The sequence below is a fragment of the Sphingopyxis bauzanensis genome (assembly GCF_002205675.1).
GTDB classification, from domain to species: domain Bacteria; phylum Pseudomonadota; class Alphaproteobacteria; order Sphingomonadales; family Sphingomonadaceae; genus Sphingopyxis; species Sphingopyxis bauzanensis.
This window is the reverse complement of the sequence record NZ_NISK01000004.1, coordinates 156,822-177,305: the sequence shown is the minus strand read 5'-3', so window position 1 is coordinate 177,305 and position 20,484 is coordinate 156,822. Positions and strand designations below refer to the sequence as shown.

General features: G+C 64.7%; 22 protein-coding genes and 1 pseudogene. 11 read left to right on the top strand and 12 right to left on the bottom strand.

Annotated elements, in window-relative coordinates:
- The first annotated feature begins 72 nt into the window (after nt 1–72).
- The 4 genes from CDQ92_RS16320 (at nt 73) to phhA (ending at nt 4,887) form a co-directional block, all read left to right on the top strand.
- A complete protein-coding gene (locus tag CDQ92_RS16320) occupies nt 73–528 on the top strand; it encodes a hypothetical protein (RefSeq protein ID WP_144035809.1) in 456 nt (151 codons plus the stop codon).
- Nucleotides 529–599: 71 nt separating this feature from the next.
- Complete coding sequence (locus CDQ92_RS16315) at nt 600–2,609, top strand: TonB-dependent receptor family protein (protein ID WP_088442629.1); 2,010 nt, start codon at nt 600–602, stop codon at nt 2,607–2,609.
- Nucleotides 2,610–2,624: 15 nt separating this feature from the next.
- Nucleotides 2,625–3,977, top strand: coding sequence for a PepSY-associated TM helix domain-containing protein (locus tag CDQ92_RS16310; RefSeq protein WP_088442627.1), 1,353 nt, complete (start codon nt 2,625–2,627; stop codon nt 3,975–3,977).
- Between the two features lie 40 nt (nt 3,978–4,017).
- On the top strand, nt 4,018–4,887 hold the full coding sequence (gene phhA / locus CDQ92_RS16305; RefSeq protein ID WP_088442625.1) for a phenylalanine 4-monooxygenase: 870 nt from the start codon (nt 4,018–4,020) through the stop codon (nt 4,885–4,887).
- A gap of 34 nt (nt 4,888–4,921) precedes the next feature.
- Here phhA and CDQ92_RS16300 read toward each other — a convergent pair whose 3' ends face one another.
- The 4 genes from CDQ92_RS16300 to CDQ92_RS16285 form a co-directional block, all read right to left on the bottom strand.
- On the bottom strand, nt 4,922–5,890 hold the full coding sequence (locus CDQ92_RS16300) for a 50S ribosomal protein L11 methyltransferase (protein WP_088442623.1): 969 nt from the start codon (nt 5,888–5,890) through the stop codon (nt 4,922–4,924).
- Nucleotides 5,891–5,893: 3 nt separating this feature from the next.
- Nucleotides 5,894–6,586, bottom strand: coding sequence for an SDR family NAD(P)-dependent oxidoreductase (locus CDQ92_RS16295; RefSeq protein ID WP_088442621.1), 693 nt, complete (start codon nt 6,584–6,586; stop codon nt 5,894–5,896).
- A 170-nt stretch (nt 6,587–6,756) separates the two neighbouring features.
- On the bottom strand, nt 6,757–8,109 hold the full coding sequence (locus CDQ92_RS16290) for a methyl-accepting chemotaxis protein (RefSeq protein ID WP_088442619.1): 1,353 nt from the start codon (nt 8,107–8,109) through the stop codon (nt 6,757–6,759).
- A 129-nt stretch (nt 8,110–8,238) separates the two neighbouring features.
- Nucleotides 8,239–8,709 (bottom strand): Lrp/AsnC family transcriptional regulator, encoded by a 471-nt coding sequence (locus CDQ92_RS16285; RefSeq protein ID WP_088442617.1) that lies wholly within the window; start codon nt 8,707–8,709, stop codon nt 8,239–8,241.
- A gap of 159 nt (nt 8,710–8,868) precedes the next feature.
- On the opposite strand from CDQ92_RS16285, the gene ald reads away from it, so the two are divergent.
- Genes ald through sdhA form a run of 6 tightly spaced genes read left to right on the top strand, consistent with a single transcriptional unit; the run spans nt 8,869 to nt 13,372 of the window.
- A complete protein-coding gene (gene ald, locus CDQ92_RS16280) occupies nt 8,869–9,984 on the top strand; it encodes an alanine dehydrogenase (RefSeq protein WP_088442615.1) in 1,116 nt (371 codons plus the stop codon).
- A gap of 20 nt (nt 9,985–10,004) precedes the next feature.
- The gene (locus CDQ92_RS16275) at nt 10,005–10,247 is read left to right on the top strand and encodes a hypothetical protein (RefSeq protein ID WP_088442613.1); all 243 of its coding nucleotides are present in this window, start codon (nt 10,005–10,007) and stop codon (nt 10,245–10,247) included.
- Nucleotides 10,248–10,284: 37 nt separating this feature from the next.
- The gene (locus CDQ92_RS20935; protein ID WP_144035808.1) at nt 10,285–10,704 is read left to right on the top strand and encodes a hypothetical protein; all 420 of its coding nucleotides are present in this window, start codon (nt 10,285–10,287) and stop codon (nt 10,702–10,704) included.
- A gap of 19 nt (nt 10,705–10,723) precedes the next feature.
- Entirely contained in the window at nt 10,724–11,167 is a 444-nt protein-coding gene (gene sdhC, locus CDQ92_RS16265; RefSeq protein ID WP_088442609.1) for a succinate dehydrogenase, cytochrome b556 subunit, read from the top strand.
- Nucleotides 11,167–11,568, top strand: a complete 402-nt coding sequence (gene sdhD / locus CDQ92_RS16260; RefSeq protein ID WP_088442607.1) for a succinate dehydrogenase, hydrophobic membrane anchor protein — start codon at nt 11,167–11,169, stop codon at nt 11,566–11,568. Before sdhC ends, sdhD begins: the two co-directional genes overlap by 1 nt.
- 1 nt (nt 11,569) lies before the next feature.
- Nucleotides 11,570–13,372: a succinate dehydrogenase flavoprotein subunit gene (sdhA, locus tag CDQ92_RS16255; RefSeq protein ID WP_088442605.1), complete on the top strand. Its 1,803-nt coding sequence runs from the start codon at nt 11,570–11,572 to the stop codon at nt 13,370–13,372.
- Between the two features lie 131 nt (nt 13,373–13,503).
- Here the strand turns inward: sdhA and CDQ92_RS16250 are convergent, their stop codons facing one another.
- The 6 genes from CDQ92_RS16250 to leuC all read right to left on the bottom strand — a co-directional run bounded on the left by CDQ92_RS16250 (nt 13,504) and on the right by leuC (nt 18,045).
- Nucleotides 13,504–13,791: a hypothetical protein gene (locus CDQ92_RS16250; protein WP_088442604.1), complete on the bottom strand. Its 288-nt coding sequence runs from the start codon at nt 13,789–13,791 to the stop codon at nt 13,504–13,506.
- A 76-nt stretch (nt 13,792–13,867) separates the two neighbouring features.
- The gene (locus CDQ92_RS16245) at nt 13,868–14,077 is read right to left on the bottom strand and encodes a DUF167 domain-containing protein (RefSeq protein WP_088442603.1); all 210 of its coding nucleotides are present in this window, start codon (nt 14,075–14,077) and stop codon (nt 13,868–13,870) included.
- A 68-nt stretch (nt 14,078–14,145) separates the two neighbouring features.
- Entirely contained in the window at nt 14,146–15,141 is a 996-nt protein-coding gene (locus CDQ92_RS16240) for an NADPH:quinone oxidoreductase family protein (RefSeq protein ID WP_088443389.1), read from the bottom strand.
- Nucleotides 15,142–15,151: 10 nt separating this feature from the next.
- On the bottom strand, nt 15,152–15,745 hold the full coding sequence (leuD, locus tag CDQ92_RS16235) for a 3-isopropylmalate dehydratase small subunit (protein ID WP_088442601.1): 594 nt from the start codon (nt 15,743–15,745) through the stop codon (nt 15,152–15,154).
- Nucleotide 15,746: 1 nt separating this feature from the next.
- On the bottom strand, nt 15,747–16,589 hold the full coding sequence (locus CDQ92_RS16230) for an N-acyl homoserine lactonase family protein (RefSeq protein WP_088442599.1): 843 nt from the start codon (nt 16,587–16,589) through the stop codon (nt 15,747–15,749).
- Nucleotides 16,590–16,614: 25 nt separating this feature from the next.
- Nucleotides 16,615–18,045, bottom strand: coding sequence for a 3-isopropylmalate dehydratase large subunit (gene leuC, locus CDQ92_RS16225; RefSeq protein ID WP_088442597.1), 1,431 nt, complete (start codon nt 18,043–18,045; stop codon nt 16,615–16,617).
- Nucleotides 18,046–18,202: 157 nt separating this feature from the next.
- On the opposite strand from leuC, the gene CDQ92_RS16220 reads away from it, so the two are divergent.
- Nucleotides 18,203–18,721, top strand: coding sequence for a sterol desaturase family protein (locus tag CDQ92_RS16220; RefSeq protein ID WP_088442595.1), 519 nt, complete (start codon nt 18,203–18,205; stop codon nt 18,719–18,721).
- A gap of 102 nt (nt 18,722–18,823) precedes the next feature.
- Here CDQ92_RS16220 and CDQ92_RS16215 read toward each other — a convergent pair.
- Both CDQ92_RS16215 and CDQ92_RS16210 read right to left on the bottom strand, forming a co-directional pair.
- Nucleotides 18,824–19,506: pseudogene (locus tag CDQ92_RS16215) on the bottom strand (glutathione S-transferase family protein).
- Entirely contained in the window at nt 19,494–20,471 is a 978-nt protein-coding gene (locus tag CDQ92_RS16210; protein WP_088442593.1) for an NAD-dependent epimerase/dehydratase family protein, read from the bottom strand. The pseudogene CDQ92_RS16215 and the gene CDQ92_RS16210 overlap by 13 nt, the downstream one beginning before the upstream one ends.
- Between the last annotated feature and the right edge of the window lie 13 nt (nt 20,472–20,484).

The window sequence follows — 20,484 nt, the reverse complement described above, 5'->3', positions numbered from 1 at the left end:
GCGAGGAGCCGAAGGCGACGCGGCAATCCAGAGTGTGCGTAAAACGCTCCCGATTGCGTCACTTCGCTCGCAATGACGAGTGGGTGGAACGATGTCAGCTTGTCAGTTGGCGTAGTGCGCCATAAAGCCCGCGGCGTGAGCCTGCTCGCCGCCTTTCGCCGTCCCGGCATTATGCTGCTGTTGCCGCTGCTCCTCGCCCTCGGCGCGCGGGTGCTGGTCGCGCCGGGGTGGATGATCGAGAGCGATGCGGGCGGGTCGATCACCGTGCGCATCTGTTCGGACCCGACCGATCCCGGCAAGACGGTAACCGTCCCGCTGGAAAAAGCGGGCATCCACGACGCGGGCGAGACGCAGCAGCATTGCCCGTGGGGCGCGCTCGCCAATGCGCCGATCGTCCCCGCTGAACCCGTGTTGCTTGCCGCACCGATGGTTGCGGTGGCGACCCCGGTTGCGGTGCTGTCGCTGGGCTATGCGCCGGGTATTGCGTCACCACTGCCGCCCAGTACCGGACCGCCCGCTTTCGCCTGAACCAGATTAAACGGCCGCCCGCGCAGATGCGCGGCGCGGCGCTTTGCTGACTTCACGCGAAAGATTGAACCATGATACCTCACGCCTATCGGGCGGCGCCCTTGCTGGCGCTCGCCTTCTCGCTCGTCCCTGTCGCGGCGCACGCCGCCGAGGCCGAAGCCGATCCGACGATCATCGTCACCGCGCCCGAACTGACCAACGACGCCGAAGCGCGCGTCGCCAAGACCGCGGGCGGTGCCGATGTCGTCAGCCATCAGGATTATGCCGACAAGTCGATCGTCAGCTTGCGCGATACGCTCGCCTTTTCGCCCGGCGTCTATCTCCAGCCGCGCTATGGGCAGGAGGTCCGCATCTCGATCCGCGGATCGGGGCTGTCGCGCGGGTTCCACATGCGCGGGCTGACGCTGCTCCAGGACGGGGTGCCGATCAACCTGGCCGACGACAATGGCGATTTCCAGGAACTCGAGCCGATCTTTTTCGACCATCTCGAAGTGTATCGTGGCGCGAATGCACTGCGCTTCGGGTCGGGGACTTTGGGTGGCGCGGTCAATGGCGTGACGCCGACCGGGCGGACGGCCGAAGGCTTTTACCTGCGCGGCGATGTCGGCAGTTTCGACAGCTATCGCGGGCTGGTGTCGGCGGGCGTTGCCAGTGAGCGCGTCGATGCGTGGGCGGCGGTCAGCGCCGACACGTCGAGCGGCAACCGCGATCATGTGAACCGGCGCAGCTTTCGCTTTCACGGCAATGTCGGGCTGAAGCTGAGCGACGTCGTTTCGACGCGATTCCATGCCAGCTATAATGACCTCAGGCAAGAAATCCCCGGGGCGCTGACCTTCGATCAAGCGCTGACCACGCCGCGCGTCGCCAGCGCGGCAGCCGTCGCGGGCGATCAGGCGCGCGACATCGTGTCGCTGCGGCTCCAGAACCGCACCACGTTCGACTGGGGCGCGTTCAAGCTTGATGTGGGCGGCTTCGTCAATGCGAAGTCGCTCTATCACCCGATCTTTCAGGTGATCGATCAGGACTCGCTCGATCTTGGCGGCTTTTTCCGCGCCGACTATGCCGCGGGGCCGCTCGAGGCCACGCTCGGCGGCGAGCTGCGTCGCGGCAGCACCGACGCGCGGCAATATGTCAATGTCGCGGGGCGGCGCGGCGCGCTCGTGTTCGATGTCGACCAGACCGCGCGCACCGCCAATATCTATGGCGAGGTGCGCGTGCGACCGGTCGAGCAGCTGACCTTGATCGCGGGCGGCGTCTCTGCCGACGGCTTCCGCAAGCGGCGGGTCAATGTCTCGACGTCGCGCGACGGCCGGATCGAATTCGACTCCTTTTCACCCAAGGCCGGCGTGCTGTTCGAGCCGAACGAAAATGTGCAATTCGTCGCCAATTATAGCCGCTCGGCCGAGTTTCCCGGTTTTGGTGAAGTGTTCCAGACCATCGGCACTCCGCCGATCAGCCAGGTCGTCTTGGCCATCCGCCCCCAGCGCGCGTGGACGGCCGAGGTCGGAACGCGCGGCAAGACCGGGATCGTCAGCTGGGATCTCGCGCTCTACCGCTCGACGCTGAAGGGCGAATTGCTGCAATTCACCACCAATGTCAGCATTCCGGCAGCGACCTTCAACGCCGACCGCACGCTGCATCAGGGGATTGAGGCAGCGCTGGAAATCGCGCCGACCGACTGGCTGCGGCTACGGCAGGTCTTTACTTACAGCGACTTCCGCTTTCGCGGCGACGCTAGCTACGGCGACAACCGCCTGCCGGTGGTGCCAAAGCATGTCTATCGGGTCGAGGTGCGGATCGGGAGCGACGCGCTGCATATCGCGCCGAATGTCGAGTGGGTGCCCAACGGTCCCTACGCCGATTACCGCAATCTGGTGCAAACGCCGGGCTATGCTTTGCTGGGCGTGACCGGCGGGGCGCGGATTGCCGAAGGGATCGACGCCTTTGTCGACGTCCGTAACGTCACGGGCAAGAAGGCGATCGGCGACATCAGCGCCGTGATCGCCGCCATGCCGTCATCGGCAATTTTTTATCCGGTTGAGCGCCGCGCGGTATCCGCGGGCATTCGCTCGCGCTTCTAAGCGAAAGGACAGGGGATGACCGACATCAACCGGATTCCGCTCTATCGCACGATCTGGCGCTGGCATTTCTATGCCGGGCTGTTCGTCATCCCCTTCATCCTCATGCTGTCGGTGACGGGGGGGGCGTATCTGTTCAAGCCGCAGCTCGACCGGTGGCAGGAAAGCGCGTGGCGCGACCTGCCGACCGCCGAGCGGGTCGATGCCGACGCGCAGGTGAAGGCAGCACTGACCGCCTTTCCCGGCGCGAGATTTCATTATTACCGCGTGCCGGAGGCGCCCGGCGATGCGGCGATCGTTCACGTCGGTCTGCCGAGTGGCGGGATGCGCGACGTCGCGGTGTCGCCGCGGGGTGAGGTGATCGGCAGCGCCAATCCTGACGACCGCATTTCGGCGTGGCTGGCGAAGATCCACGGCAGCCTGTTGATCGGCAAAGCGGGCGGGATTATCGTTGAGCTAGCAGCGAGCTGGGCGATCGTGATGATCCTGACCGGGCTGTATCTGTGGTGGCCGCGCGGGCGCGGGATCACCGGGGTGATTTGGCCGCGGCTGGGGCTGGGCGGACGGATTGCGCTGCGCGATTTGCATGCGGTGACCGGATTCTGGGTGTCGGGGCTGGCGCTGGTGCTGCTGCTCACCGCGCTGCCGTGGACTGATGTCTGGGCGCAGGGCTTTCGCGCCGTGCGCGCCGAGATGGGGTGGGTACAGGGCGCGCAGGACTGGAAAAGCGGTGCGGCGGATCATCATGCGGCGCATGATCATAGTGCGATGGCCAAGGCGATGCCCGGGCCGGTCGCGGTCGGCGATGCGCCGCGCGTCCTGCTCGACCGCATCGTGCTGCGCGCGCGGAACGAGAATTTGCCCGCGCCGGTAATCATCCAGCCGCCGGGGGCGCCGAACATGTTCGGGCCGCCCAGTGGCGACACCTGGACGCTGACCACCCAGACGCAGAACCGGCCGCTGGTGCGCAAGGTGAGTTATGACGTCGTCACCGGGATCGAGGTGTCGCGCAGCGGCTTTGCCGACAAACATGTGATCGACCGCGTCGTCGGGATCGGCGTCGCTTGGCATGAGGGGGCCTTGTTCGGGATCGTCAGCCAGCTGATCGGGGTGCTCACCGCGTTGATGCTGATGATTCTCGCCGTCTCCGGATTTCTGATGTGGCGCCGCCGCAAGCCCGACGATGCGCTGGGCGCCCCGCCGCTGCCGCGCGATCCGGCGAAGCTTAAAGGGGTTGCGGCGATCATCTTGGCGCTGGCTGCGCTGCTGCCGTTGCTCGCGGCCTCGCTGATCTTGCTATGGATCGTCGATCGGCTCATCATCCCGCGCCTGCCGCGCGCCGCGCGTTGGTTGGGAATGGCGCGCGCGTAAGTGGTTTCTTTTGAAACCAGTTCATGTTAGGTCGCAGCTTATGAAAGACGGCTTTACCCATGTCCACGCAACGCCGCCGCCGGGTGCCGCGGCCGACTGGACGATTTCGCAAAATTGGGACGCGTTTACCGCCGCCGAACATGCGATGTGGGACAAGCTGTTCGCGCGCCAGTCGGCGATGCTGCCCGGACGCGCGTCGGACGCGTTCCTGCGCGGGATCGACGTGCTGAAGCTCGAAAAGCCGGGGATTCCGGACTATCGCGAGCTCAACGCGCGGCTGATGGCGGCGACGGGGTGGCAGGTGGTGGCAGTGCCGGGACTGGTTCCCGACGATGTGTTTTTTGACCATCTGGCGAACCGGCGCTTTCCCGCGGGAAATTTCATCCGCACGCCCGAGCAGCTCGACTATTTACAGGAACCCGACGTGTTCCACGACGTGTTCGGCCATGTCCCGATGCTCGCCGATCCGGTCTTCGCCGATTATATGGTCGCTTATGGCGAAGGCGGACTGCGCAGCCTGAAGTTCGACGCGCTGAAACAGCTGGCGCGGCTTTACTGGTACACAGTCGAATTCGGGCTGATTCGCGAGGCGGGCGGCCTGCGCATCTATGGCGCTGGGATCGTATCCTCCTATGCAGAAAGTGTGTTCGCGCTGGACAGCGACAGCCCGAACCGGATCGGGTTCGACCTCGCGCGGGTGATGCGGACCGATTACCGGATCGACGATTTTCAGCAAAATTACTTCGTCATCGACAGTCTGGACCAGCTGCTCGACACGACGGTGAACACCGATTTTGCGCCGCTTTACGCCGCCAATGACGCGCTGCCGCCGATTGCGATTGCGGATATCTTGCCGGATGACGAAGTCGTCACGCGTGGCACGCAGGATTACGCGACGGCGAAAGCCTGACGAACCATCTCCTCCCGCAAGGGGGAGCGGAATGCTACCAGCTCCCGAAACTCGCATCCGCCGGGTCGGCGCGGTGGAAAGCGCGTTCCTTGCGGCGCCAGCCATAGCGGCGGCGTTTGACCAGCAGCAGGCATGGCCATTCGGAGCTGCCGCCGCGCGCGGCGAGGCGGAAACCTTGCGTCCGGTAGGCCGCGAGTACCGGTTCCATCTGGCGCGCTATCAGTCCGGCGAGAATCGCATGGCCGCCGGGCGCGGTGGCGACCGCAATGTCAGGGGCGAGGGTGATCAGCGGTCCGGCGAGGATATTGGCGATGACGAGATCATAGGGCGCGCGATGGCGGATCGCTGGATGGTCGGTCCCCGGCGCAACCGCGAGCGTCAGCGCGCCGCTGCCGCGGCCGAGCGGCATACGGTTGATCGCGGCGTTATCGCGGGTGACGAAGATGCTGGCGGGATCGATGTCCGATGCGATCGTTCGCGCGCTGGGCCATAAGGCCATTGCCGCAAAGGCGAGTAGCCCGGTGCCGGTGCCGATGTCGGCGATATTGCGCGGGGTCGTGCCTTTGCGCTTCACTCGGTCGAGCATCTCGAGGCAGCCGGCGGTGGTGTCGTGGCCGCCGGTGCCAAACGCCTGACTCGCGTCGATCAGGAACGGGGTCGTACCCGGAGGGATGCGGTCGGCATAGCTGCTGGTGTGGACGAAAAAGCGGCCCGCCTGCACCGGTTCGAGCCCTTGCTGGCTCAACGTGACCCAATCCTGCTCGACCAGCTCGTCGACGGTTGGCTGCTTGCCCTTGGCGCTTGGCACCAGCGCGTGGATCATGGTCAGCAGCGCGGGTGCGGGCTTGTCGTCGACATAGGCGTCGAGCTGCCACAGCCCGGCATCCTGGTCGATTTCGCGCGTCACCACCACCGGTGGTTCAGCGAGCGCGTCGAGCGCCGATCCGTTCGACACGGCTTCTGCCTCGGCGCGGGTGCAGGGGAGCGAGACGATCCAGCTCATCGATCAGCGCACATAGCTGGCGCCATTGACGTCGAGAACCGCGCCGGTCATCGACGGCGGCGCATCGAGCGCGCACCAGCGCGCCATCTCGGCGACCTCGGTGGGCATCGCGACGCGGCCGAGCGGAATGTCGGCGAGCAGCTTGTCGCCGCCGCGGCTGGCGAGATAGTCGTCGGCCATGCCGGTCATTGTGAAGCCGGGGCAGATAGCAAAGGCGAGGATGTTATCTGCGGCATAGGCGCGCGCGATCGTTTTGGTCATCGCGACCATGCCCGCTTTGGAAGCAGCATAATGCCAGTGCGCGGGGCTGTCGCCGCGGTGCGCGGCGCGGCTGGCGATGTTGACGATGCGGCCTGGGGCTATGCGATCCTGCCAGTGCAGGACGGCGCGGCGGCAGAGGTCGGCGCTGGCGGTCAGATTGATCTGCTGCGTGCGGTTCCAGTTCGTGAGCCAATCGGCGTCCGCGCCATCGAGCGGGTTGGCCTCGAATACCCCGGCGTTGTTGATCAGCACGTCGATGCAACCGTCGAGTTGGTCGAGGCTGTGCTGCCACAGGCGGACCGGGGTCGTCGGGTCAGCGAGGTCGCCGTCGGCGCTGGACAAGGCGACAATTCTTGTGGCGTCCGAGGTCAGCGCGGCGGCGATCGCGGCGCCGATGCCGCGGCTGGCGCCGGTGATCAGGATGTTCTTTGACATACGACGGCTCTAGCGAGACTGAGGCGTCAGTCCAACCGCCAAACCTTCCCAAATAGCGGGAGAAGATTCCTCATTCCGTTCGTGTTGAGCAAAGTCGAGACATCCATCTCGGTAACGCAGTCCTTACAGGTGTCTCGACTTCGCGCGACACGAACGGGTCAGGGGCATGTTTACGCCACCCGGCGGCTAAACTCGCTCGCGGCCTGTTCCAGCTGCTGCAAACGCCCGCCCATCTTGCCGAATTCCTGGCTGAGTACGCTGATTTCGCTCGCGACCATGCCCGAATCGTTGCGGATGCTGGCGATTGTCGACGACATCGAATCGGCGGCGAGCGCGGTTTCGTCTACGGCGGCGGTGATCGAGGTTACCGTCTGTGCCTGCGCATCCATCGCGTCGCGAATGCGCTGCGCCGATTGCTGGACCTCGACGATCGTCGCCTGGATCGACTGGTTGGCCGAAACCGACCCGCGCGTCGCTTGCTGGATCGCGGTGATCTTGCCCGCAATGTCGTCGGTCGCGCGGGCGGTTTCGTTGGCGAGGCTTTTGACTTCCTGCGCGACGACAGCAAAGCCGCGGCCCGACTCGCCCGCGCGGGCGGCCTCGATCGTGGCGTTCAGCGCGAGCAGGTTGGTCTGGCCCGCGATCTCGCGGATCAGGCCCAGGATCGATTCGATCGATTCGGCGTGGTGCGACAGCGTCTCCGACATCGCGACCGCTTCGCCTGCTTGTTCGGAGGCGCGGGTGGCGACGCTCGCCGATGCCTCGACCTCGCTGCGTGCATCCTCGATCGCGCGGATCAGTCCGGCGGCGGTCGAGGCGGCTTCGCGCATCGCCATCGCCGATTGTTCGGATGCGGCGGCGACTTCGCTCGTCTTGGCGATCATGCCTTTCGCCGCCTGGTCGGCGGAGGCGGCCTGTTTGGCGAGCTGTTCGCGCACCCCGTCGGTGTCCTGCACCAGCGAGGCGATCGAGCGGTCGAAATCGCCCGCAAGCGACTGGCGTTCGCTGGAGATCACTGCGCGGTCGAGCTTTTCAGCATAACGCTGCATGATGTCGAATTCGAGCAAGGCCAGCCGGTTGACCGCGCTGGTCAGCCGCGTCAGGCGCGCCGCATCGTCGATGCAGGCGGCAACAACATATTCGATGGTCAGGCGCTGGCTTTCGGCAATGCACGACATGACCGAGGCAAGCGGCAATTTGACCCGCCGCGCCATATGCGCGTTCTGGCACGCGATCGTTGCGACTTCCTGTCCGGCGGCGTCGGCATATTTGACTTCGGAGTGGCGCGCGCTGCCGCGCACATAGGATTCGAGCAGTTCGCCTTCGACTGCGCGTTCGACACTGGGCAGCGCATTGAACGCGTCCCAATAGGCACGGGCGACGGCTTCTTCGCGTCCGGCGATGATCGTGTAGATCTCGGCGGCATTGGCGGCAAGCTGGCCGTCGAGGTCGTAATAGGGAAAGCGGTCGGCCATCGAAATCGGATCGATTTGCTGCTTATGAATCGGATTTTCCTTCACCATGATCCTGCTTCCCTGATCAATCCCGACGCACGAGTCTGGCGCCCGCCTGTCGTCCGCAAAACATATGACCCGGCTATGCGATGCTTTTGGTAAATTGCGCGTTAACCAGCGCCGCGTTTTTCGCGGCTATTACGCCTCGCCCGCAGGAACCGGATAGCCCTCGAACGCCTTGATCGTGCGCAATGCAAAGGCGCTGTGCATTGCCGCGACCCCGGGCAGGCGCGAAAGGCAGTGGCGGTGCAGCCGGTCGAAATCGGCGACGTTTCGCGCCGCGACGCGCAGGCGGTAATCGGACGCGCCCGACAAAAGCTGGCATTCGAGGATCTCGTCGAAGCTTTTGACCGCGCTTTCGAACGCGGTCAGCGCCTCTTCGCTCTGCGACGTCAGGCTGATGTCGACGAACACATCAAGCCCGAGCCCGATGCGCTCGGGCGCAAGGCGCGCGGTATAGCCGGTGATGATCCCCGCCGCCTCCAATGCGCGGATGCGGCGATGGCACGCCGACGCCGACAATCCGACCGCTTCGCCCAGTTCGGCGGCGGGGCGCGGACCACCGCGTTGCAGCAAGTCGAGGAGCTTGCGGTCGATTCGATCAATCATTGTGCGTCCTTGGCAAGTTTAGCGCAAAATTTGTGCGCGTTTGTCGCGAAACCAGCGACGATATGCAAGCACCTCGCGCACTGTTTCTGCTATCAGGCGCAGCATGAACGACGCGCCGCCGGGACAGCGCGACCGGCGGCGAACCAATGGAGAGCGACCATGATCATCGGCACCCCCAAGGAAATCAAGAATCACGAATATCGTGTCGGGTTGACCCCCGAAAGCGCGCGGGAACTCAGCGCACATGGCCACCGCGTGCTCGTGCAGTCCGGCGCCGGCGAGGGCATCGGCGCACACGACCGCTATTATGTCGAGGCGGGCGCCGAGATCGTTAAGACGGCCGAAGAGATTTTCGCGACCTGCGACATGGTGGTAAAGGTCAAGGAACCGCAGTCCGGCGAGCGCGCAATGCTCCGCGAGGGGCAGATCCTCTATACCTATCTCCACCTTGCGCCCGATCCCGACCAGACGCGCGACCTGATGAAATCGGGCGCGGTGTGCATCGCCTATGAAACCGTCACCAGTCCGCACGGCGGCCTGCCGCTGTTGAAGCCGATGAGCCAGGTTGCGGGGCGCATGTCGATCCAGGCCGGCGCGACCGCGCTCGAAAAGGCGCATGGCGGTCGCGGCGTGCTGCTCGGCGGCGTTCCCGGCGTCGCGCCGGGCAAGGTGTGCGTGATCGGCGGCGGCGTCGTCGGCTTCAACGCGGCGCAGATGGCGGCGGGCCTCGGCGCCGACGTCACCATCCTCGACCGCGACCCCGAAGTGCTCGAACGCGTCGGGACCTTCTTTGAATCGCGTGCCAAGACGCGCTTTTCGAACCGTGCCAATCTGGCCGAGTGCGTCGCGGAGGCCGATCTGGTCATTGGCGCGGTGCTGATCCCCGGCGCCGAAGCGCCCAAGCTCGTCACGCGCGAGATGCTCGGCACGATGCAGGCGGGCTCGGTGCTCGTCGACGTCGCGATCGATCAGGGCGGCTGTTTCGAAACCAGCCATGCGACGACCCACGCCGACCCGACCTATGTCGTCGACGGTATCGTTCACTATGCGGTCGCCAACATGCCCGGCGCGGTCGCGCGCACCAGCACCTATGCACTCAACAATGTCACTTTGCCGCACGCGCTGCGCATTGCCGATCTGGGCTGGAAGGAAGCTTTGCGACGGGACGTGCATCTTGCGCAGGGTTTGAACGTATGGAATGGCAAGGTGACGTTCGAAGCCGTAGCGGAAGCGATCGGAACCGATTATGTGTCTGTTGAGCAGGCACTCGCCTGAATACAAGGACATAAGCGATAATGACCGACCAATATCCCCCACCGCCGCCACAGGACGACGAACCCGAAGAAAATGAAGTGCTGCGCGCGGCGCGCGAGCAGCGTCAGCAGAAAGAAGCCGCCGACGCGGCCGAGGCTGCGGATCGCGAAGCGGCTAAGGGTGGCAAGCGCGGCTGGAAAACTGCGGCCGCGGCGGGGCTGGGTATCGGTTCGGCGGCGGTGATTGCGGCGCTGCTTTACGCGAACCGCGACAAGATTAAGTGATGGATCAACCCGTTCGGCTGCCCTGAACGGAATGGCAATGCGTGATCCCGGCGAAAGCCGGGATAAAGGTAAAGAAGAACGGTCGAGAGTCGCCCTTATTTTGCGACAGAATGGCTGCCTTGGGTTGGGAAGCGCCCATTTCCAACTTCGTCATGCTGAACTTGTTTCAGCATCCATGGCCCGACCCCTCGTTCCACGCCGCGCCGACGGAAATGGCAGGCCATGGGCCCTGAAACAAGTTCAGGGTGACGGGATAAGCAATGCCCGACCTTCGTCCTTGCCGAGCGAAGTCGAGAACCCATCGATAACGAAGCAAGCCGAATTGCATCCCAATGTCGATAGCGGTCAGCACGCCAACATAAAGCGGCGCTGCCCCCCCGATTTCTTCCCGCTCACGCCCGCTAAGCAATTGCATATCGCGGCCATGGCGCTAAACCGGCGCCCATCGACCGAATAGAGTCAGAAACGGGGCTGATATGGCTGGCAACGAACCGAATGCGCGCCCGCGCGCGCCGCACTTGCAAGTGTATAAATGGGGGCCCGCGATGGCGGTCTCGATCCTTCACCGCGCCAGCGGCGACGGGCTGGCGATTGTCGGCGCGGGCCTGTTCCTGTGGTGGCTCGGGGCGATTGCGGCAGGACCCGAGGCTTATGCGGCGTTTGTCGCGTGCATCTGGCATGATCCCAACCCCGAAATCAGCCTGTTTCACCAGATCACCAATATCCTCGGCAAGGTCGTGCTGATAGGGCTGACTTGGGCGTTTTTCCAGCATCTGTTTTCGGGACTGCGTCACCTCGTGCTCGACACGGGCGCGGGTTATGAACTCAAGACCAACAAGCTGTGGTCGACCGTCGTGATCGCGGCGGGTGTGTTCGCGACCGCCGCGACCTGGCTTTATATCTTGGCGGGGGCACTCTGATGGGCGACGGCTCGCATCTCGGCAAGGTCCGCGGCCTCGGCTCGTCGGGGCATGGTTCGCACCACTGGCTCCAGCAGCGGCTGACCGCGCTCGGCAATATCCTGCTTGTCGGTTTCCTCTTCGTCTCGCTGATCCGGCTGCCGCTTGGCGATCATGGCGCGGTGCTGCGCTGGGCGACGAACCCGATGGTCGCGCTGGCGCTGATCCTGATGGTGGTCAGCGTCTTCTGGCATCTGCGGCTGGGTTTGCAGGTGCTGATCGAAGATTATGTGCATGGGCCGATGCGCCTTCTCGCGCTCGTGCTGCTCAATTTCTACGCCATCGGCGGCGCCGCCTACGGGATCTTCACGATTGCCCGCATCGCGCTGGCACCCGTCGTGGCCGGCCCGGGGGGCATGTGACATGACCGAAGCTTACAAGATCATCGACCATATCTATGACACCGTCGTCGTCGGCGCCGGTGGTTCGGGCCTGCGCGCCACGATGGGCTCTGCCGAAGCGGGGCTGAAGACCGCGTGCATCACCAAAGTGTTCCCGACCCGCAGCCACACCGTCGCGGCGCAGGGCGGCATCGCCGCGTCGCTTGGCAACAATTCGCCCGACCATTGGCAATGGCATATGTACGACACCGTCAAGGGTTCCGACTGGCTCGGAGACCAGGACGCGATCGAATATATGGTCCGCGAAGCACCGCAGGCGGTGTACGAGCTTGAACACGCCGGGGTGCCCTTCTCGCGCAATGCCGACGGCACGATCTATCAGCGTCCGTTCGGTGGCCATATGCAGAATATGGGCGAAGGCCCGCCGGTCCAGCGCACCGCGGCCGCCGCCGACCGTACCGGCCACGCGATGCTCCATGCGCTCTATCAGCAGTCGCTGAAATATGACGCCGACTTCTTCGTCGAATATTTTGCGCTCGACCTGATCATGGAAAATGGCGAGTGCCGCGGCGTGATCGCGCTGTGCATGGACGACGGCAGCATCCACCGTTTCCGCTCGCAAGCCGTCGTGCTCGCGACCGGCGGCTATGGCCGCAGCTATTTCACCGCGACCTCGGCGCACACCTGCACCGGCGACGGCGGCGGCATGGTGCTGCGCGCCGGGCTGCCATTGCAGGACATGGAGTTTGTTCAGTTCCACCCGACCGGCATTTACGGCGCCGGCGTGCTGATCACCGAAGGTGCGCGCGGCGAGGGCGGGTATCTGACCAATTCCGAGGGCGAGCGGTTCATGGAACGCTATGCCCCGTCGGCCAAGGATCTGGCGTCGCGCGACGTCGTGTCGCGCTCGATGGCGCTCGAAATTCGCGAAGGCCGCGGTGTCGGCCCGCACAAGGACCATATTTTCCTGCATCTCGACCATATCGATCCGGCGGTGCTCGCCGAGCGCCTGCCCGGCATTACCGAAAGCGGCAAGGTGTTCGCAGGCGTCGACCTGACCCGCCAGCCGCTGCCGGTCGTGCCGACGGTCCATTATAATATGGGCGGCATTCCGTGTAACTATCATGGCGAAGTCGTGACGCTCGGCAAGGATGGCCCCGACACCGTCGTCCCCGGCCTGTTCGCGGTCGGCGAAGCCGCGTGTGTGTCGGTGCATGGCGCGAACCGTCTCGGCTCGAACAGCCTGATCGATCTCGTGGTGTTCGGCCGCGCGACCGGCCACCGCCTGCGCGACATCATCAAGCCGGGTGCGGCGCAGCAGCCGCTGCCGACCGACAGCGCCGATCTGGCACTCGGCCGTCTCGACCATTTCCGCCACGCCAAGGGCGGGTCGCCGACCGCGGATATCCGCACCGAAATGCAGCGCGCCATGTCGGCGCACGCCGCGGTGTTCCGCACCGACGAACTGATGGCCGAGGGCAAGGAAAAGCTGACCAAGACCTATCAGCGGATGAACGACGTCGGGGTTACGGATCGCAGCCTGATCTGGAACACCGACCTCGTCGAAACGCTCGAGCTCGACAATCTGATCAGCCAGGCGACCGTGACGATGCATTCGGCGTATAACCGCAAGGAAAGCCGCGGCGCCCACGCGCACGAGGATTTCCCGAACCGCGACGATGCGAACTGGATGAAGCACACTGTCGCATGGTTCGACGGCTGGGGCGGAAAGGGTGGCGGCGTCCGCCTCGATTACCGGCCGGTTCACGAATATACGCTGTCCGACGATGTCGAATATATCAAGCCGAAAGCGCGGGTTTATTGATTGGCAGGAGCGTAACGCTTCTGCCGCTCAAGAAATCCCATGCTAGCGGTGATGACCGTGCAATTGTACGGGCGTCGTTTCGGTTAGTTCGGCGTGCGGATCGAACTTCGTCCGCTGGTGGACGAAACGGTCTAGAACCAGCTTTCGATCGGGTTGATGTCCGAGAAGGGCTGATCGACATCTTGCCCCATGATCCACAGTTTCTGGCACGCGATGGCGAAAAAGATCAATGCGACGGTCCAGACGATGAAGGTCTTGCGCGCGATCCAGCGGCGCTCGGCCTCGGCGGCCGCAGCGCGGGCTTTATAGTCGATACCAAGCTCGCCCTCGAACTCGGCAACCAGCTGCGCGCGGCGGGTGCGCGAAATATTCGCGAGACTCGCGTTACTTTCATCAGCCTTTGCGCGACGAGTCGCCATTGTTGCACCCTGACCCAGATAGTCCTGCCGCCGGACATAAGGCACAGCCCCTGCGAAAGCGTTAACTTGAGGCAAATCAATCGGGCGCGATCGCGATGAGTTTGATCCGACCCGTCGCGCCCCGCAGAAGGGTGAGGTCGCGGCGCGGGCGGCCCAAAGCGGCGGCGAGCAAAGCGAGCACGGCACCGTTCGCCGCGCTGTCGGCGGGCGGGGCGGTGACGCGCAGACGGACGCTTTGACCGTCGATCTGCACATCGTCGCGCGCCGCGCCGGGCGTGACCCGCACCTCCAGCCTGCCGGTCGGCGCCGCGAGATCGCTCAGCGCCGCCGTCAGGACGGGATCGGGCCGATATTTCAGATCGTGACGACCAGCTTGCCGACCGCGCTGCGATCGCCAAGCTTGGCGATCGCCTTGCCGCCATCGGCGAGGGCGTAGGTGCCGGTGACGCGCGGCTTGATCTTGCCCTGTTCCCACAGCTGAAACAGGCGCGCGACATGCGCACGGTTGCGCTCCGGCTCGCGAGCGACAAAGGCGCCCCAGAACACGCCCGCGACGTCGCAGCTTTTGAGCAAGGTCAGGTTGAGCGGCAGGCGCGGGATGCCCGCGGGGAAGCCGACGACGAGGTAGCGGCCTTCCCATGCGATCGAACGCAGCGCGGGCTCGGCATAATCGCCGCCAACGGCGTCATAGATGACATTCGCGCCGCCCGGTCCGACCGCTTCCTTAAAGGTGTTCGCGAGTGCCTTGGACTGATCCTTGTCGAACGGCTGGCGGCCATAGATCACCACCTCGTCCGCGCCCGCCTGCCGCGCGATTTCGGCCTTTTCTTCGCTCGAGACCCCGGCGACGACGCGCGCGCCGAACGCTTTGCCCAGTTCGACCGCGGCAATACCGACGCCGCCCGAGGCGCCGAGGACGAGCAAAGTCTCGCCTTCCTGAATGTGACCGCGATCGACCAGCGCGTGGATGCTGGTGCCATAGGTCATCAGTAGTGACGCGCCCTCGGCGAAGTCATGGCCTTCGGGCAGGTGATAGACGTTGTGGACGCCGACCGCTACGGCTTCGGACATGCCGCCATTGCCGCACCCGGCGATGACGCGGTTGCCGACCTTGAACCCGGTCACGCCTTCGCCGACTTCGGCGACGAGGCCCGCGACTTCGCCGCCGGGGGCAAAGGGGCGCGCGGGCTTGAACTGATATTTGTCCTCGATAATCAGCGTGTCGGGGAAATTGACCGCGCACGCCTTGACGTCGATGACGATCTGGCCAGCGCCCGCGGTCGGCCGTGGCAATTCACCGAGAACCAGCGTTTCGGGGCCGCCGGTGGCGGTCGACAAGAGAGCCTTCATCATCTTCTCCTTATGCCAGCGTCGGCGTTAGCCAAGGCTGGGTTTTTGCTATCATTTGTTCATGCGCGGCGATCGCCGCATCGCTTTTTTCGGTGAGTGAAATCTCGTCGAGCCCGTTCAGCAGACACATTTTGCGGAACGGGTCGATGTCGAAAGTAAAGCGGTCCTGAAACGGCGTCGTCACCGTCTGGGTGTCGAGATCGACATGAATCGGATCGGTCGCCGCGACTTCCATCAACCGGTCGATGGCCGATTGGGGAAGCACGACGGGGAGGATGCCGTTCTTGACCGCGTTGCCCGAGAAGATGTCGGAATAGCTGGGCGCGATCACGACGCGGATACCGAGGTCACCAAGCGCCCACGCGGCATGCTCGCGGCTCGACCCGCAGCCGAAATTGTCGCCCGCGATCAGGATCGGTGCTTGCCTGTACTCGGGCTGGTCGAACAGATTGTTGGGGTCGGCACGCAGCGTTTCGAACGCACCCTTGCCCAGCCCTTCGCGACTGATCGTCTTCAGCCATTTCGCCGGGATGATGACGTCGGTGTCGACATTCTTCAACCCGAACGGGATGGCGCGGCCTTCGACTTTTTCGATCGGTGCCATGCTATTCGGCGGCCTTCGGAAAAGCAGGCAGCTTGCCGACGTCGCGCGGTTCATGCTGGATGATCACCGTCGCCTTCAGATTTTTGGCCAGCGCCTTGAAGCGGCCGAAAGACGCGAGCGTGTCGGCGCGATTGGTGTTAAAGGTCGGCACGCCTTCGCTGTCGTAATTTTCCTGAAAATGCGCCTGATCGCCGGTCAGCAGCACCGTCCCCATTCCCGCCAGCCGCACCAGCAGCGTATGATGGCCCGGGGTATGCCCCGGCATGTCGAACATCACCACGCTGCCATCGCCGAAAACATCCTTGTCGCGAGCGACCGGCTCGACCTGGCCGCCGCCGCTGATCCAATGCGCGAAAGGTGTCGGATCGACAAACGCAGGTGGAGGGCTCTGGGTCAGCAAGTCCCAGTCACTCTTGCCGATAAAAAGCTTCGCGGTTGGGAAATCGGGCAGCTGGGCGATATGGTCGAAATGGAAGTGGCTGATCCCGACGATGTCGATGTCCTCGGGCTTGAGGTCAAGCTCGGCGAGCTGCTCGACGAGGGTGCGGGTCACTGACGCCGACATGTCGCCGTCTGAACTGAAGTCCGCGCCTTTCAGCGCAGACGGCAATCCCAGATCCCACAGCATCAGCTGGTCGCCGTGGCGGATGAGGTAGCAACCGACCGTCAGATCTCGGCTCTGCCCCGGGTAGGCCTCGGTGTCCGAAAAGGCGTTGAGCCGGTTCACCCGCACCGTGCCGCAATCGAGGCGGGTCAGGCTGACCTTGGCCGCCGCAGGCTTGTCCTGCGCGATCGCGGGGGCGGCGAGTGCCAATGCCGCTGATGCGATAGCTTTCCAGATCATGCTCTTGGCTCCCTCCGTCACGCGCTCAATCGATCAATTCCCGCACGTCGGTGAGCCGCCCGGTCACCGCCGCCGCCGCCGCCATCGCGGGGGAGACGAGGTGGGTGCGGCTGCCCGGCCCTTGACGCCCGACGAAATTGCGGTTGCTGGTGCTGGCGCAGCGTTCGCCCGCGGGTACCTTGTCGGGGTTCATGCCGAGGCACGCTGAGCAGCCCGGCTCGCGCCACTCCAGGCCCGCGTCGGTGAAGATGCGGTCGAGCCCCTCGGCCTCGGCCTGTGCCTTCACCAGCCCCGATCCGGGGACTACGATTGCCCATTTGACGTTGGCCGCCTTGTGGCGACCTTTCAGCACGGCGGCGGCGGCGCGCAGATCTTCGATCCGGCTGTTGGTACAGCTGCCGATGAAGATATTCTCGATCCGTACGTCTTGCATCCGCGTACCGGGCTCCAACCCCATGTAGGCGAGCGACTTGGCGGCGGCGGCCTGTTTCGACGGGTCGGCAAAGCTGTCCGGCGCGGGTACGGTGCCGGTGATCGGCACGACATCCTCGGGGCTGGTGCCCCAGGTGACGCTGGGCGCGATGTCGGCGGCGTCGATGACGACGGTCTTGTCATAGGTCGCGCCCGGATCGGTCGCGAGGCTGGTCCAGTAAGCGACCGCGGCGTCCCAGTCGGCGCCCTTCGGCGCATAGGGACGCCCCTTGAGATAGGCGATGGTCGTTGCATCGGGCGCGATTAGCCCGGCGCGCGCGCCGCCCTCGATTGCCATGTTGCTGACCGTCAGGCGGCCCTCGACGCTCAGCGCACGGATTGTGCTGCCGGTATATTCGATGACATGGCCGGTGCCGCCGGCGGCGCCGATGGTGCCGGTGATGTGGAGAATGATGTCTTTCGCGGTGACGCCGGGACCGACTTCGCCCTCGACGCGCACTTCCATCGTTTTCGCAGGCTGGAGCAGCAAGGTCTGCGTGGCGAGCACATGCTCGACCTCGCTGGTGCCGATCCCGAATGCCAGCGCGCCGATGCCGCCGTGGCACGCGGTGTGGCTGTCGCCGCAGACGATCGTCGTGCCGGGCAGCGAAAAGCCCTGTTCGGGGCCGACGACATGGACGATGCCCTGCTCGGCGGCGGTGGCGTCGATGTAGCGGATGCCGAAATCGGGGGCATTGGTTTCGAGCGCGGCGAGCTGCGCCGCGCTTTCCATGTCGGCAATCGGCAGCCGGTTGCCCGCCGCATCCTTGCGCGCCGTCGTCGGCAGGTTGTGATCGGGTACCGCCAGCGTCAGGTCGGGGCGGCGCACCGTGCGCCCGCTCGCGCGCAGCCCGGCAAACGCCTGCGGGCTGGTGACTTCATGGACGAGGTGGCGGTCGATGAAGATCAGGCAGGTACCGTCGGGGCGCTGTTCGACAACATGCGCGTCCCAGATTTTTTCATACAGGGTGCGGGGGCGAGTCATGCCGCTGCCTTAGATCAGCGGCACAACTTTGCAAGCTGGTGGCGATAAGAAACGCAATTTTCGGTCGTGACGGTTGCCGTTGATCCTTGGTCGCGATTTTGCCGTCACCCCGGCGAAGGGAGTGGCGTGACTGATTGGCCGCGCCTATATTCACTCCATGTCGCTGCCCGCCATCTTCGCGCTCATTCTCGCCACTGTCTTCGCGATGGAGTTCGTCGCCTGGGCGAGCCACAAATATATCATGCATGGTTTCGGCTGGGCATGGCACCGTGACCATCATGAACCGCACGACAAGATGCTGGAAAAGAATGATCTGTTCGGGCTGTTCGGCGCGGCGCTCAGCATTTCGATGTTTGTGGTGGGCAGCCAGATGATCATGGGATCGTCGGCGTGGGAGCCGGGGACGTGGATCGGGCTGGGGGTGCTGTTTTACGGGATCATCTATACCGTCGTCCACGACGGACTGGTGCATCAACGCTATTTCCGCTGGGTGCCGCGGAGCGGCTATGCCAAGCGGCTGGTGCAGGCGCACAAGCTGCACCATGCGACGATCGGCAAGGAAGGCGGGGTCAGTTTCGGCTTCGTCTTTGCGCGCGATCCGGCGAAGCTGAAGGCGGAGTTGAAAGTCCAGCGCGAGGCCGGGATTGCGGTGGTGCGTGAAGCTTTGAACGATTAAGTTTCGTCATTGCGAGGAGCGAAGCGACGCGGCAATCCAGAGCCTGCGTCAACCGGCCTGGATTGCTTCGCTGCGCTCGCAAAAAAGACGAAGATAGTGGAGCTACCCCGTCCGGTAATCCGCCGTAATCGCTCCGCAGGCGCGCAGTTCTTCCTCATGTCCGACCTCGCGCCAGCTTTCGGCGAGCGCCTGCCGCTCCCAATCGAGCATCGCGGGGTGCGCGAGGATGTGGTCGACCCACGCCTGCCCGGCGCCGACGTCGAGGCCATAGGCGCGGATGCGAAACGCGACCGGGGCGAAGAAGGCGTCGACCGCGGTAAAATCCGGCCCGGTTAGCCAAGGGCCGCCGAATTTCGCCAGCCCCTCCTCGAACAATTCGCGGATCCGCGCGATGTTGGCTTTGAGCGCGTCGGACATCGGCTTCGGGGTGACGCGCACCCCGACATTCATCGTGCAATCGTTGCGCAGCGCCGCAAAGCCGCTGTGCATTTCGCACGCCGCGCACTGCGCCCAGGCGCGCGCGTCCGGCTCGAGACCGGCCACACGCCCTCGTGCCGGTCGGCGAGATACAGCGTGATGCCGAGCGAATCATAGATGGTGCGCTCCTCGTGGAGCAGCGCCGGAACCTGTCCGGTCGGCGAGAAGCTGCGGAAATCGTCGTAATTGGCGGGCTTGGTGAACGGCTCGATGCGGTCGCGAAACGCGATACCGAGCGCGGTCATCAGCACCCATGGACGCAGCGACCAGCTCGAATAATTGCGGTTGGCAGTGATCAACTCGTACATGCTTCGCGCTCCTGTGCGACGATGGGGGAGGTGTAGGCGGGGTCGTGCGCGAAAGGCAGCGCGCTGCCCTCGCGCAGCGCCGCCAGTACGCTGGCGAAGTCGCTGCGGGCGCGCCAGCCGAAGCGGTGCGCGGCGTGCGACGGGTCGTAAACGCGGTCGATCGTCTCGGGAAGAACCCAGCCCGCCGCTGCATAGAGCTCGGCGGCATCGGGGTGGGCGCGTGCGATGACCGCGCGGGCGTCGCGGGCAAGCTCCTCGGCATCGTCGCGCGCGAACGGCGGCGGCGCGGAGAGGATGAAGGTGTCGCAGCCGATCGTCGGCGCCGCCTCCAGCGCCGCGAGATGGGCGGACGCAGCATCCTCGACGGTCAGACGGCGGTGGAGCATCTCGTTCGCCTTGAGGTTCGGCCCGCTCGGTACCGCATGAGTGTCGTCATCTTCGGGAAAGAAGCGTCCGGTGCGCAGGATCGCCACGTTGATGCCATGCTCGCGGTGGACGAGGCGGCACGCCTGCTCGGCAGCGAGCTTGGTGATGCCATAGATGTTGCGCGGCTCCAGCGGACCGAAATCCTCGTCCATCCACCAGGCGCCGGTGTCGCCTGCGCCGGCCCGGACCTCGGCGCGCACCATCAGCGAGGTGGTCGAGGTGAACAGGAACCGATCGTTGCCCGCCGCAACCGCCGCCTCGATCAGGTTCAGCGTGCCGCTGACGTTGACGTCGATGAAGGCCTGGCGCGGATAGCGGATGATGTCGGGTTTGTGCAGCGCGCCGCTGTGGATGATCACTTCGATGCCATGCTCGGCCATTGTCCGATCGATTAGCGCGCGGTCGGCAACGGTGCCGATCACCTGCGTCCAGGCGCCGGGCACGACATCAAGGCCGGTGACCGTATGACCATATTGTCTGAGCAAGGGAACGAGATAGCGGCCAAGCCAGCCGGACGATCCGGTAAGCAGCACGCGCATCAATGATTCTCCT